The sequence below is a fragment of the Verrucosispora sp. TAA-831 genome (assembly GCF_050780145.1).
Lineage (GTDB): Bacteria > Actinomycetota > Actinomycetes > Mycobacteriales > Micromonosporaceae > Micromonospora.
Window position 1 is genome coordinate 5667009 of the sequence record NZ_CP192240.1, and the last position, 12681, is coordinate 5679689.

Annotated in this window: 12 protein-coding genes; 6 read left to right on the plus strand and 6 right to left on the minus strand. The window is 73.8% G+C overall.

Translation table 11 applies throughout. The features are described from left to right. Window positions 1-45 precede the first annotated feature (45 nt). Genes ACQVFL_RS25125 through ACQVFL_RS25135 form a run of 3 tightly spaced genes read right to left on the minus strand, consistent with a single transcriptional unit; the run spans window position 46 to window position 1979 of the window. Window positions 46-870: an Fpg/Nei family DNA glycosylase gene (locus ACQVFL_RS25125; RefSeq protein WP_396690644.1), complete on the minus strand. Its 825-nt coding sequence runs from the start codon at window positions 868-870 to the stop codon at window positions 46-48. Between the two features lie 31 nt (window positions 871-901). Then, entirely contained in the window at window positions 902-1099 is a 198-nt protein-coding gene (locus tag ACQVFL_RS25130; RefSeq protein ID WP_396690642.1) for a DUF397 domain-containing protein, read from the minus strand. Continuing rightward, complete coding sequence (locus ACQVFL_RS25135) at window positions 1092-1979, minus strand: helix-turn-helix domain-containing protein (protein WP_431727736.1); 888 nt, start codon at window positions 1977-1979, stop codon at window positions 1092-1094. The genes ACQVFL_RS25130 and ACQVFL_RS25135 overlap by 8 nt, the downstream gene beginning before the upstream one ends. Before the next feature lie 297 nt (window positions 1980-2276). Here ACQVFL_RS25135 and ACQVFL_RS25140 point away from each other — a divergent pair, with 297 nt between their 5' ends. The 6 genes from ACQVFL_RS25140 (at window position 2277) to rocD (ending at window position 7454) form a co-directional block, all read left to right on the plus strand. Further along, window positions 2277-2492: a hypothetical protein gene (locus tag ACQVFL_RS25140; RefSeq protein ID WP_131056545.1), complete on the plus strand. Its 216-nt coding sequence runs from the start codon at window positions 2277-2279 to the stop codon at window positions 2490-2492. A gap of 155 nt (window positions 2493-2647) precedes the next feature. Next, the gene (locus ACQVFL_RS25145; protein WP_396691006.1) at window positions 2648-2935 is read left to right on the plus strand and encodes a hypothetical protein; all 288 of its coding nucleotides are present in this window, start codon (window positions 2648-2650) and stop codon (window positions 2933-2935) included. Window positions 2936-3025: 90 nt separating this feature from the next. Beyond that, window positions 3026-3718, plus strand: a complete 693-nt coding sequence (locus ACQVFL_RS25150) for an SDR family NAD(P)-dependent oxidoreductase (RefSeq protein ID WP_396690636.1) — start codon at window positions 3026-3028, stop codon at window positions 3716-3718. Window positions 3719-3858: 140 nt separating this feature from the next. Next, complete coding sequence (locus ACQVFL_RS25155; protein ID WP_431727737.1) at window positions 3859-5031, plus strand: hypothetical protein; 1173 nt, start codon at window positions 3859-3861, stop codon at window positions 5029-5031. Between the two features lie 402 nt (window positions 5032-5433). Continuing rightward, window positions 5434-6243: a dimethylargininase gene (ddaH, locus tag ACQVFL_RS25160; protein WP_396691005.1), complete on the plus strand. Its 810-nt coding sequence runs from the start codon at window positions 5434-5436 to the stop codon at window positions 6241-6243. After that, window positions 6240-7454 carry an ornithine--oxo-acid transaminase gene (rocD, locus tag ACQVFL_RS25165; RefSeq protein ID WP_396690632.1) on the plus strand — a complete coding sequence of 405 codons (1215 nt, stop codon included), beginning with the start codon at window positions 6240-6242 and terminating at the stop codon, window positions 7452-7454. Before ddaH ends, rocD begins: the two co-directional genes overlap by 4 nt. A gap of 129 nt (window positions 7455-7583) precedes the next feature. On the opposite strand, the gene ACQVFL_RS25170 is transcribed toward rocD, so the two are convergent. Genes ACQVFL_RS25170 through ACQVFL_RS25180 form a run of 3 tightly spaced genes read right to left on the minus strand, consistent with a single transcriptional unit; the run spans window position 7584 to window position 12652 of the window. Beyond that, window positions 7584-8732 carry an FHA domain-containing protein gene (locus tag ACQVFL_RS25170; protein WP_396690630.1) on the minus strand — a complete coding sequence of 383 codons (1149 nt, stop codon included), beginning with the start codon at window positions 8730-8732 and terminating at the stop codon, window positions 7584-7586. Continuing rightward, window positions 8729-9022, minus strand: a complete 294-nt coding sequence (locus ACQVFL_RS25175; protein ID WP_396690628.1) for a 4a-hydroxytetrahydrobiopterin dehydratase — start codon at window positions 9020-9022, stop codon at window positions 8729-8731. Before ACQVFL_RS25175 ends, ACQVFL_RS25170 begins: the two co-directional genes overlap by 4 nt. A gap of 57 nt (window positions 9023-9079) precedes the next feature. Continuing rightward, window positions 9080-12652: an SCO7613 C-terminal domain-containing membrane protein gene (locus tag ACQVFL_RS25180; RefSeq protein ID WP_431727738.1), complete on the minus strand. Its 3573-nt coding sequence runs from the start codon at window positions 12650-12652 to the stop codon at window positions 9080-9082. Window positions 12653-12681: the final 29 nt, after the last annotated feature.

Here is a 12681-nt window from a genome sequence, read left to right on the forward strand (position 1 = left end):
ACCGTCGCCGGATGTGAGGAAGGGTCCCCTGCTATACGCGAGGCGTTAGCAGGGGGCCCTTCCTTCGGTCTGGCACGTCGAGCACCAGTAGAGGTTGCGGGCGCCGAGGGTGCCACGGCTGACGGCGGTGCCGCAGACGTGGCAGGGCTGGGCGGCACGGCGATAGACGTACACCTCGCCGCCGTGCCGGTCGACGCGGGCCGGACGGCCCATCGCCTCGGGCAGGTGCACGGCGCGAACGGTGTCGATGCGGCCGACGCCGACGGCGAGCGTCATCAACTCGACCAGATCGGCCCAGATGGCGTCCCAGGCGGGACGGGTCAGTGCGCGGCCGGGCAACCTCGGCGGCAGCCCGGCACGGAACAACACCTCCATCACGAAGATCAGACCGGTGCCGGCCACCACCGACTGGTCCAGCAGCAGCGAGGCCAGCGGCGTCGCGCTGCGTCGGATGCGGTCGTACGCGCGCTCCGGGTCGGCGTCGGCACGCAGCGGATCGGGGCCGAGGCGGGCCCGCAGCGCCGCCACCTCGGGCGGGGTGAGCAGCTCACAGGCGGTCGGCCCGCGCAGGTCGAGCCAGTGCCGGTCGCTGACCAGCCGCAGCCGGATCTGACCCACCGGCTCCGGCGGCTCCCCGTCACCGTCGGTCACCTTGCCGTAGAGGCCGAGGTGTACGTGCAGGGTCCGCTCACCGGCGTAGTGGTGCAGCAGGTGCTTGCCGTACGCCTCGGTGGCCTCCAGCACACTTCCGGAGAGCAGCGCCGCACCCTCGGCGAACCGGCCCTGGGGGCTGGCGGCGAGCACCTTGTCCCCGGCGAACAGCTCGGCGTGCCGGGCCGCCAGGCGATGGATCGTATGTCCCTCTGGCACGACACCAAGCGTAGTCAGCCCGCCGTCGCGGTCAGTGTGAGCGGTGCCGCACCTGCCGCACGAACGCCGTCCAGGCATCCGGCGAAACGGTGAGCACCGGGCCGGACGGGTCCTTGCTGTCGCGGACGGCCACCACGCCGGGCAGGTTGTCGGCCACCTCGACGCAGTTTCCTCCGCTCCCGCCGCTGCGGGTGCTCTTGCGCCAGACGGCCCCGGCCAGATCAGTCATGATGCTCCTCGATGATCATGTTGATCACTTTCTCTGATTCTGCCTCATCGGAGGCGAGTGTCTCCAGGTCGTTCCAGACGTGGGCGAAGGCGGCCACCTCGGCCGGTCGGTCGAGATAGAGCGCGCCGGTGATGTTCTCCAGGTAGACGGTGGTCGGCTCGGTGGAGGCCCGGCCGAGCCCCTGCGGGAAGCCCAGCACGACGAAGGTGCCGGTCTCGCTGGCCAGCGGCGGGCCAGCGGCCAGCGGCAGGACCCGCACCGAGACGTTCGGCAACGCGGCGACCTCGATCAGGTGGCGGAGTTGCTCGACCATCGCCTGCCGGTCGGGAATGGTGCGGCGCAACACCGCCTCGCTGAGCACCACCTTGAGGGTGGGCGCGACGGGCAGTCGGCGGACCAGGATGCTCTGCCGTTGCAGGCGTACCGCCACCAGCTTCTCCCGCTCCTCCGGGGTCATCGTCGGGTTCTTGCGGCGGAAGAGTTCGCTTGCATAGGCACGGGTTTGCAGCAGACCGGGAATCAACTCCGCGTCGTATTGCCGCAACAGGGTGGCGGACGATTCCAGGCCGACGTAGAGCGAGAACCAGGACGGGACCACGTCACCATAGGAGTGCCACCAGCCCTTGGCCCGGGTCTCCTTCGCGAGCCCGGCGACGATCGCCGCCATCTCCGTCGGCACCCGATAGAGGTCGCACATCGCGCGGGCGTCCACCAGCCGGACCGGCACCAGACCCTTCTCGATCCGCCAGATCTTCTGTCGTGAGCAGTCCAGCGCCCGTGCCGCCTCGTCGAGAGTGACCTGGGCGTTCTCCCGCAACTCGGTGAAGAGGCGTCCGAGCTGCCGCCGGGGCACCGTGGAGCCGCTTGTTTCATCCAGCATGCAACATCACCGCTTTCCCTCCTGCAACACGTGATGTTTCCGGGCGCACGCGATCCATTTCCATTCGTCGCGCGCAATTACCGAAAAAGATTAGGGCGGTGCGGAAGATTGCGCAAGATGGGCGGCGGGACGGATTGTGGAGGCTGTCCGGGGCCGAATGAAATGCCGTCATGAATTGACGTGAAAAAGGCAACGGAGCAGTTCTTGCCACGACGATCACCGCGCGGAGAGGACCACGATGCGCGTACCCTCCACGACCACCACCGGCACGACGGCGTACGCCCCGGATGGCCGACGGTGACCCGCCACGGCCCGGTGCTGCCCACCTGGATGTGCGCCGGGTGCGACCGGCCCTGGCCCTGCGCCCGCCGCCGCATCGAACTGCGCGCCGAGTACGACCAGGCGCCCGTCTCCCTGCGGCTCTATCTGGGCTCCTGCCTGGTGGCCGCCAGCCAGGACATGTCTTGGGCGACCGCCGGCACCCTGCACCACCGCTTCCTGGGCTGGCTGTGACCCGCCCCCGCCCCGCCGACCGCCCCTCAGCCGAGCGCGCGGCGGTCCGCGCCCCCACCGTCCGCACCCCGGCCGCCCGCACCCCGGCGGACCGCACCCCGGCGGACCGCACCCCGGCGGACCGCGCTCGGGACAGCCGGGCGCGAGGTGATGAGCTGCGGGCCGGTGACCTGCTGCGGGTGACCCGGCGGGCCAGCGTGCAGTTCCGCCGGTCGATCATGTTCCGGGTGATCCGCGAGCTGGACTGGACCACCTACGACGGCTGGGTCTGGCTGGACGGGTACCAGCTCGACATCCAGGGCAACGCCGTCACCCGCCGGTCGATTTTCGTCCAGCGTGCCGGTCTCGTGCTGGTCCGCGCCGCACCCCGCCGGGCCGCCGTCCGCAGCGCGGCGGCCCCGCCCCGAAGCGTCCGCCGACAGCCGTTCGGGGGCTCCTACTGATTGGTAGGGAGTACTCAGAAAACTCTGGTTCAATTGCGCCTCGGGCCGCCGGTCGGGCGGGCACCATCGGTGCGATGAGGACGGTGGGGCATGGCGGAACGAATGCGCTGCGCAGTGGTGATCGGCAACAGCGACGGGATCGGGCTGGCGTTCACCCGACGACTGCTCGCCGACGGCTGGCGGGTCGCCGGGGTGTCCCGCCGCGACAACGGCATCAACGTCCCCACGTACGCCCACCACACCGCCGACGTGACCGCACCGGACTACCCCGAGGTGCTCGCCAAGGCGATCGACGAGTTGGACGGCGTGGACCTCTGCGTGTACGCCGCCGGCGTCGGTGAGCCCGTCGACCTGGCCGATCTGGAGGCGCAGACCCGCACCCTGGAGGTCAACCTGATCGGGGCGGCCCGCACGGTCGCCACCGTCGTACCGAGGATGGTGGCCGCCGGGGACGGGCACGTCATCGGGCTGTCCAGCATGGCCGACCGGCTGGTCTCCGGCGACGCACCCGGGTACGCGGGCTCGAAGGCGGGGCTGTCGTCGTACCTGATGGGGCTCTCGGCGGCGCTGCGCGGACAGGGCGTGAGCGTGACCACCGTGCGGTTCGGGTTCGTCGACACCAAGATGGCCAAGGGCCCGGTGCGGCCGATGATGATGACGGTGGACCGCGCGGTGGACGTCCTCGTCCGATGCGTACGCAGCCGTCCCGTCCTGATCTCCCGCCCCCGGCGGATGGCCCTGCTCAGCAGCATGCTGGCACCGCTCACCCGCCCCCGCCGCTGAGCCGACCACCTCAAGATCTATTCGCCTCGATGCCGCACGGGTGTCGGGAAAGTGCGGGATGGGTATCTCCGGGTCGTTGACGCGTGACGGGCGATGAGCGGGGTCGCGGCGCCTGCCACGCATGACCTGGAGGTGAACCCATGAGATTTCCTTCGTTGTCCCGCCGGGAGGAGCCCGCCCCGCCCCCCGCCTCCGGCGACGAGGCCGACGGCACCGGCGCGGTAGCCACCGAGGCCCGTCCCGCCGAGCGCCCCACCGTCGCCGAGCGCACCGACGACGGCACCACCTACCGGGGTGCGGCGGCGACCACCGACCACACCGCCGCCGACGACGGCCACAGCACCGCCGAACGCGCCGCCGGCCGGTACCGTGCCGCCGCCGAACGCGCCGTCGACCAGCTCCGCGCCCGCACCGGACGCGGCACCGACCGGGACCGCACCGCCGCCGTAGCCGGTGAGCCTGCTGCCGTATCCGGCGAGCGCGCTGTCGCCGACGCGGACGCCGCCGCCGTCGACCGGGACCGCACGGCTCCGGCGCGCGCCGCCGACCGGGACAGCGCCGCTGGTGCGACCGCCGTCGGCACGGCTGCCGTCGGCGCGACCGCCGCCGGTGCGACCGCCGCCAAGGCCGGTACCGGTCGGACGACCGACTCTCCCGCCGCCGAGCGGGCCGCCGAGGCACGGGCCGCGACCGCCCGTTCCGGCGTGGACGGCTCCCGCCGCGCCCGCTCCACCGCACCGGCTCTGGCCCCGGTCACCGCCACCGACCCGGACGTGCGCACCGATCCCACCACCGACCGGAACGTCACCACCGATCGCGGCACCGTGGGCACTCGGGACACCGTGGATGGCCGGGCCGCTGTGGTCGAGCGGGACCGGGTGGCCGACCGGGACACCGTGGTCGCGCGGGACACCACCGCGGACCGGGACACGGTGGCCGACCGGGACACGGCACCCGTCGCCGACACCCCGCCCGCACCGGCCGGTCCGCGCCCCCGGGCCAGCCTGCTGGCCACCCTCGGACTGATCGTCGGCGTCGGCGGCATCCTCTTCGTCCTCACCGGAACCCTCGCCGGGTACGGCATCGCGGTCGGCGCCATCGGCGCGGTCCTCGCCGTGCTGGGCCTGATCGCCACCCGGCGGCGGCACATCGCCGGTAAGGCCGACGCGCTGCTCGGCATCGCCATCGGCCTCGGCGCGGTGGTGCTCGGCATCCTGGCGATGACCGGCCAGTACGACTGGCCGACCACCGACGGCGACACCGTGGCCCGGTTCCGCGAGTGGCTTGACTCACAGTTTGTCGACCGCATCTAGGGGGCACATTCCGGCCCGCCGGTGGTTCACCGGCGCCCGGCCGGCGAGTTACCGGCCGAGCCCGACCAGTTCTGGTGGTTCACCAGCCGGGCGCACACACCCTCGTCGGGGGCGGCGGTTCGCCGCCCCCGACGCGTGTCCGGACACCTCCCAGCCGAAGCCGATGCCGGACCGCGACGACCACTCACGGTGAGCAATACGAGGGCCTTCCGCACGGTGGCACAACCAGGTGAACGCAACGATTCACCGCCACCAGCACCTGAGACGCAATGATCGGCTACATCAAGCAAGGCTTGGCGGTGGATTCTGCGGCTTCGGGGCGCATAACGTTGAGCAACGGCGCCAGCCCGTGGGCCGACGGTGGCCAGGGCGCGCCCGAGCCCTGGGAGCAGGACAATGACGATGGACGCCACCAGCCAGCGCTTCCTGATGTGCCGGCCGACGTACTTCGCCGTCGACTATGCGATCAACCCGTGGATGGACCCGACCGCCCCGGTCGACACCGACCGTGCCATCCGGCAGTGGGAGCGGCTGCGGCAGGTGTACCGCGACCTGGGTCACGTCGTCGAGGAGATCACCCCGCTGCCGGGCCTGCCCGACATGGTCTTCGCCGCCAACGGGGGCACCGTGATCGGCGACCGGGCGATGGCCGTGCAGTTCCGCGACCCGCAGCGCGCCGACGAGGCGCCCGCGTACCGGTCCTGGTTCGAGGCCGCCGGATTCGACGTGTACGACCCGAAGCACGTCAACGAGGGCGAGGGCGACGTCCTGCTGGTCGGTGACCACCTGCTCGCCGGCACCGGCTTCCGCACCGCGCACGCCTCGCACGCCCAGTTGCAGGAGGTCTTCGGCCACCCGGTGGTCACCATGCAGCTCGTCGACCCGCGCTTCTACCACCTGGACACCGCGCTCACCGTGCTCGACGAGCGGACCGTGGCGTACCTGCCGGAGGCGTTCTCGCCCGGCAGCCAGGCCGTGCTGCGCCGGTTGTTCCCGGACGCGGTGCACGCCACCATGGCCGACGCCGAGGTGCTCGGCCTGAACGCGGTCAGCGACGGTCGGCACGTGGTGCTGCCGGAGCAGGCCACCGGCCTGGCCGCGAAGCTACGGGACCGGGGCTACCAGACCATCGGCGTCGACCTGTCCGAGCTGCGTAAGGCCGGCGGTGGCCCGAAGTGCTGCACGTTGCGACTCGGAAAGGCGAGCCAGTGATCGAGGACATGCTGCGGACTCCGGCCGCGGTGCGGGACGCCGAGCGTCACACCGCGCACAACTACCACCCGTTGCCGGTGGTGATCTCCTCCGCCGAGGGTGCCTGGGTCACCGACGTGGACGGTCGGCGGTACCTCGACTGTCTCGCCGGCTACTCGGCGCTGAACTTCGGCCACCGGCACCCGACGCTGATCGCCGCCGCGCACGCCCAACTCGACCGGCTGACGCTGACCAGCCGGGCGTTCGTGCACGACCAGTTCGCCGACTTCTGCCGGGAACTCGCGGCGCTGTGCGGCAAGGAACTCGTGCTGCCGATGAACACCGGTGCCGAGGCGGTGGAGACCGGCATCAAGGTCGCCCGCAAGTGGGGGTACCAGGTCAAGGGGGTGCCGGACGGGCAGGCCACCATCGTGGTCGCGGACGGCAACTTCCACGGCCGGACCACCACCATCGTCAGCTTCTCCACCGACGAGGACGCGCGGGCCGACTTCGGGCCGTACACGCCGGGCTTCACGATCGTCCCCTACGGCGACCTGGCCGCGCTGGCCGAGGCGGTCGACGAGCACACCGTGGCGGTGCTGCTGGAGCCGATCCAGGGCGAGCAGGGCGTAGTGGTGCCGCCGGAGGGTTACCTGGCCGGCGTCCGGCGGCTCTGCGACGAGCGCAGGATGCTGTTCGTCGCCGACGAGATCCAGTCCGGCCTGGGCCGGACCGGGGCCACCTTCGCCTGCGAGCAGGAGGGTGTGGTGCCGGACGTGTACCTGCTGGGCAAGGCGCTCGGCGGCGGCATCGTGCCGGTCTCGGCGGTGGCCGCCGACGCGGCCGTGCTCGGGGTGCTCAAGCCCGGCCAGCACGGCTCCACCTTCGGCGGCAACCCGCTGGCCTGCGCGGTCGCCACCGAGGTGGTCCGGCTGCTGGCCACCGGCGAGTTCCAGCGGCGTTCGACCGAGTTGGGCGAGCGGCTGCACGCCGGTCTGCGGGCACTGGTCGGCAAGGGCCTGGTCGCGGTACGCGGCCGGGGGCTGTGGGCCGGACTGGACATCGACCCGGCGCTGATGAGCGGCCGGGAGGCGTGCGAGCGGCTGATGGAGCGCGGCGTCCTGGCCAAGGACACCCACGGCTCGACCATCCGGCTCGCCCCACCGCTGGTGATCACCGCCGAGGAGATCGACCACGCGGTGGCCCAGTTGGCGGCCGTACTGGCCGGCTGACCACCGCGCGCGGACGCCGACCGCCGACCCGGCACGCGCAGCGGAAACCGACGGCCCGCTCGCGCGGTGGCGGGCCGGGAACAGAGGGCGGGCGTCGGGACCGTGTCCCGACGCCCGCCGTCGTCCGGGTCAGCGGGGCAGGCGCATCGCCATGGTCGGTGCCTCGGACATCACCGAGTCGGGGTTGTACGGTGCGCCCGAGGGCAGTTCGCTCGGTCGGCCGATCTGCACGCCCGGGTACAGCTCCACCATGTCCCCGCCGCCGAGGACGCGGGACTGCTGCGGGGCCAGCGGCAGGCGGTCCGACTCGGCCATCGAGCCGCCGGGCCGGATGCCGGAGCCGTTGGTGCTCACGTCGGTGGCGACGAGGTCGCCGCCCCGCAACTCCAGCCGCAGGTGGCTGCGACTGATCCAGCGACGGGCCTCGTCGTTGAGCCACTGACCCAGCATGATCGCGTGGGCGCCCTCCGGGGCGCGGCCGATGGTGACCGGCTGCTCCTCGGTGAGCACGAAGCGACGCCGGATCAGGCCACCGACGCGTACCGCGAGGACCTCACTGCGCGGTCGGGGGCCGTCGTCGCGGAGTCGGGTGCCGTGCCGGGGGCAGGTGGGTACGCCGCCGCGCAGCGACGGTGGCGGCTGCCCGGTCGGCGCGCGGTCGATCCGGGCCAGGTCGGCGAAGGCACCTCCGCCACCGGCCCCACCGAAGAGGGTGCAGCCCGACTCGGGGCAGCGCCACTGGCGGGCGAGCAACTGCGCACCGGCCGGGGACGGCGGGCCGCTGACCGGGGTGTGACCGCCACCGACGTGGGCGATGAAGACCGGCCCACCGGCACCGGGCACCGGGGCGAGCGCCCGGCCTGGCTGGTCGACCAGCCAGGGGAAGCGCCCGCGCAGTCCGTCGAAGCGGACCCGGCTGAGCACCGGCAGGCCGAGCAGGTCGGCCACCTCAAGCATCCGGTCACCCGGATTGTCCAGCACCTCGACCAGGCCGTCGTCGGCCCAGCGGCGGACCACCATCCGCTCGTTGGAGGTCAGGTCGGCGTCGGAGAGCACCCCCCGGTGCACCACCGCGTAGACCGGGACGGTGTCCTCCTCCAGGCTGCGCGCCAGCGCGTCGATGACCATGCCGAGGCGCAGCGTGCTGGCCGGTCGACCGCCGTCCAGATCCTGGTAGCGGATGACCTCGGCGAGGTCGATCACCGCGCGGACGAGCTGCGGATCGGTGCAGACCCGCCCCTCGATCGCGTCCAGGACCTTGCTGATCTCGAACCTCATCGGGCCGCCCCTACGATCTCGTCGATCCGCCGGGCCAGCTCGACGTCGCGCAGGGTGACGCCACCGGCCGAATGGGTGACACAGCGGAACGTCAGCGTCCGCCATCGGATGTCGATGTCCGGGTGATGATCCAGCTCCTCCGCCACCACGGCGACCCGGTCGACGACCGTGACGGCCGCCGGGAAGCTGGCCAGCTCCACCGTGCGGGTGATCCCGGCGGGGTCTCCCGACCAGTCCACCAGCCCACCCAGCTCGTTTCGCACCGCCTCGGCGGTGAGCACGTCAGCCATGGCAAGGACCCTACCCGTGCCGTCCGACGGCGGCGCGACCAGCGGCTGCGCCACCGTTCAGCTCATCCGGCCCATGGCGTCGCGGAGGCGACCCAGGTCACGGCGACGGCGTTCGTAGGTGGCGGCGAGGCCGATCAGCGCCAACCCGGCGACGGCCAGGAAGACCCACCGGGGCAGCAGGTCCCAGCTTCGTCCCGCCTCGTGCAGGGCGAGCCAGGCGAGCGTCAACCCACCGAGCACCACCGGCGCCTGCCAGCGGCGGACCGCCCCGAGCAGCGTGACGGCCAGCGCGGCGCCCCCGAGCAGCAGCCGACGCCACGGCTGGTCGTCGTCGTCGAACCGCAGGACGGCCAGGCTGGGCAGCAGCAGGGCGACCAGGCCCGGGCCGAGGGCGAGCCAGCTCCGCAACCTCGGTCGGGTACGCATCGCCACCGCACCGAAGACGAACGCCAGCACCGCCGCCGGCACCGTGTACGCCTCCACCACCGTCACCTCGCCGGAGCGCAGCAACAGCCAGACGGCGAACAGTTCGCTGCCACCGGCCACGGCGGCGAAGACCCACCGTCGCCCGGTCGACTCGCCCCGGCGCAGCAGCCGTACGCCGACCGCCACGCCCCAGAGCACGCAGATCGTCGCGGCGTACCGGCCGGAGCCGACGGTGAGCAGCACCGCGACCAGTGCCACCGCCTGCGCGGTGACGTCCAGCACCACCCGGACCGCCGACAGCGCGACGGCCAGGGCGAGGACCAGCGCCGCCACACCGAGCACCGCGAACGCCGCCACCCGCAGCGGCAGCCCGGCGGCCAGCGGGGCGGTGATCGCGAGACCGGTCGCCGCCGCGACCGCGACCAGCCAGCCCACCAGGCGTACCGCGCGCGCCCGGGCGGCCACCCCGACCACCGTCGCCGCCACCACGAGCAGACCCAGACCGGCCAGCGTGCCAGGCCGGACGGCCTGAAGGTTGAGCAGCCCGGCACCGGTCAGCACCAGACCGACCGGCAGGCCGGCACCGAGCAACGCGCCGGACCGGCCGCGGAGCGCGGTGACCAGCAATGCGGCCACACCGCCGAGCAGCGCCGTCGCCGGCACCAGCGGCCAGGGTGCGGCGGCGGCCACCAGCAGCACCGGCCCGGCAGCGGCCACGAACGGCAACAGCACCGCGACCGTCCGGCCCCGACCGGCCCGGTGAGCCGGCCAGGTCGCCAGCGCCGCCGCCAGGGCCAGCACGGTCAGCGCCACGCCGACCGGCAACGCGCCCGGGGCGGCCACCGTCGACGGCACGCCGGACCACGGGACGGGCGGCGGACCGTACGGGGTGACCAGCGCGGCCACCGTCACCGGGAGCGCCGCCAGCACCGCCACCACGGCCAGTCCCACCCCGGCCACCAGCGCCGGAACCGGCGGGCGGGACCGGACCACGGAGACCGCGAGCAGCAGCGCCGCGACCGCCGCGTACACGGTCAGCCGCTCGTCGCCCGGAACCGTCAGCGGTGCGAGGCCGGTCGACACGGCCGCCACGGCAAGACCGGCCGAGGCGTACGGGTGCAGGTCCGGCCAGAGTCGACGGACCAGGAGCAGCGCGACCACCGGCAGCACGAGGGCGGCCAGGGCCGCCCGCGCCTGCCACCACGGCGACGCGCCGGCACCGATCAGCGCGATCGCCGCGCCGGCCGGCACCACCAGCACCGCCAGGGCGGCACCGAGGCCGCCGACCACGCGCTGCACCACACCGCCACGGCGGCCCAGGACGGCCGCACCGACGCCGACGACCAGGATCACCGCGCAGGCCGCGCCCGCTCCGGCCGGTGCGGCCAGCCCCACCAGCAGACCGTGCCCGAGCAACGCGACACCGGTCAGTGCGGCGGCGGCCGACACCGTGCCCCGCATCGCCGGACGGACCACTGCGGCCAGCACCAGCGCCGCCCCCACCGGCAGGTCGAGCAGGACCAGCGCCGGCCAGGGCGCGGCCCAGGCGAGTGGTACGGCCAGCGCGGCCAGGCCGACGCCGACCGCCGCGACCGCAGGCCGGGCCGCCCGAGGTGCCAGCCACCCCACCGCCACCGCGATCAGGGCGACCGCAACGGTGAGCTGCCAGCCCCCGTCGAAGGTCTCGCCCGGCGCGGCCCCCCGCCACGCCGGCACCGACCTGCCCACCGCGAACACGGCCATCACCAGGGTCGTCAGCGTGACCAGCAATCCCACCCCGCCGACCACCAGCATCGTGCCCGCCCGGGGGCCGGGCCGCCAGGACACCGGCAGCAGCCGCACCGCACCGACCAGCGCCACCGCGACCAGGCCCGCCGCCAGCAGCCACACCGACGGTTGCACCTCGGAGGCGGGCCGGAGCACCGCGGCGGCCAGCACCGGCACCAGGAACGCGCCGGCCAGCGCCCGGCCGGTCGGCCCGCCGGCCAGCAGCGCCGCCCCGAGCAGGCTCAGCGCCACCAGCAGCATCGGTCCACCGGCCAGCACCGTGATGCCGCCCGCCTCGCCGACCAGCAGCGGCGCCAGGGCGAACCCGGCGGCGATCAGCAGCGCCACGGCGTACCCGGCCCAGGCCGCCACCTGACCGGCGAGACTCGGCCCCGAGGTCGTCGTGGCCCCCTCGCCCACGACGACCCCGCGGCGCCGCAGCGCGACGATCACGGCCAGGTCGATCAGTGCCACCGCGACGAAGGCCACCGCCCACCCGGCCGCTCCCGGTCGGGCCTCGGCGGCCAGCAGCGGCGCCACCGGCTGCGCGGCGAGCAGCGCCGCGAACCACGGCACGGTGAGTCGGCTGATCAGGGCGTACCCGACGGACACCCCGGTCGTGACCAGCGCGACCAGTCCCGCGAACCGGCTGCCCGGCCAGCCGGACACCCCGAGCAGGTCCACCGTCCAGGCGGCGTACCCGTCGAGCACCACCAGCAGCAGGCCGACGGCGGCGAACGTCTCGGCGGTGCTGTGCAGCCTGCGCCAGCGGGCGACGAACGGCACGGTGAGCATCAGCGCAGTGATCGCCAGCAGGATCAACGCCCGGCCGGGCACGCCGACCGACGCCCAGGCGACGGCGGTGAACACGGTCGCGGCCGTGCCGAGCAGCAGTCCGCCGAGGATGAAGAGCAGGTTCTGCACCGTCTTCGTGGAGGTCTCCGCGCCGCCCGGCCCGGTGTCGTTCGCGGCCGGCATCGGCGTCCACCCGGGTCCGGGCACCTGTCCATCGGGCACCTGTCCATCGGGCACCGGCCCGCCGGGCATCGGTCCACCGGGCACCTGTCCCGGCAGGATCGGGCCGCCGGGGACCGCGCCACCAGGGATCGACGCCCGGGGTGCGATCCACGGCGCCGACGCGGTCGGGGCCGCTGCGGCGACCGGTACGCCCGGCCGAACCGCCACCGGACCGGCCGGGAACTCGGCGCGTACGGCAGCGGCCAGTTCGGCCCGACGCCGACGGACCGCCGACAGCCGACCGGTCAACCCCTCGTACGCCTGACGTGCCCGGTGCACCTCGCCGCCGAGCACGACGATCTCCCGGTCGAGCCGGATCACCTCGGCGGCGGCGGCGTGCGGCGGGCGACCGCAACCGGTGCAGCCGGAGCTCAGAGTCGCCGGTGCGCCGCAGGCCGGGCAGGGGTAGCCGTTGTCCACGGGATCATCCTTGACGGGCGACCCCCATC

What these genes read in the sequence shown, in the direction of transcription:
- ddaH (WP_396691005.1), top strand. Translation starts at nt 5,434, where the DNA reads ATGGACGCCACCAGCCAGCGCTTCCTGATGTGCCGGCCGACGTACTTC.
- ACQVFL_RS25150 (WP_396690636.1), top strand. Translation starts at nt 3,026, where the DNA reads ATGGCGGAACGAATGCGCTGCGCAGTGGTGATCGGCAACAGCGACGGG.
- ACQVFL_RS25155 (WP_431727737.1), top strand. Translation starts at nt 3,859, where the DNA reads ATGAGATTTCCTTCGTTGTCCCGCCGGGAGGAGCCCGCCCCGCCCCCC.
- ACQVFL_RS25170 (WP_396690630.1), bottom strand. Translation starts at nt 8,732, where the DNA reads ATGAGGTTCGAGATCAGCAAGGTCCTGGACGCGATCGAGGGGCGGGTC.
- ACQVFL_RS25175 (WP_396690628.1), bottom strand. Translation starts at nt 9,022, where the DNA reads ATGGCTGACGTGCTCACCGCCGAGGCGGTGCGAAACGAGCTGGGTGGG.
- ACQVFL_RS25130 (WP_396690642.1), bottom strand. Translation starts at nt 1,099, where the DNA reads ATGACTGATCTGGCCGGGGCCGTCTGGCGCAAGAGCACCCGCAGCGGC.
- ACQVFL_RS25135 (WP_431727736.1), bottom strand. Translation starts at nt 1,979, where the DNA reads ATGCTGGATGAAACAAGCGGCTCCACGGTGCCCCGGCGGCAGCTCGGA.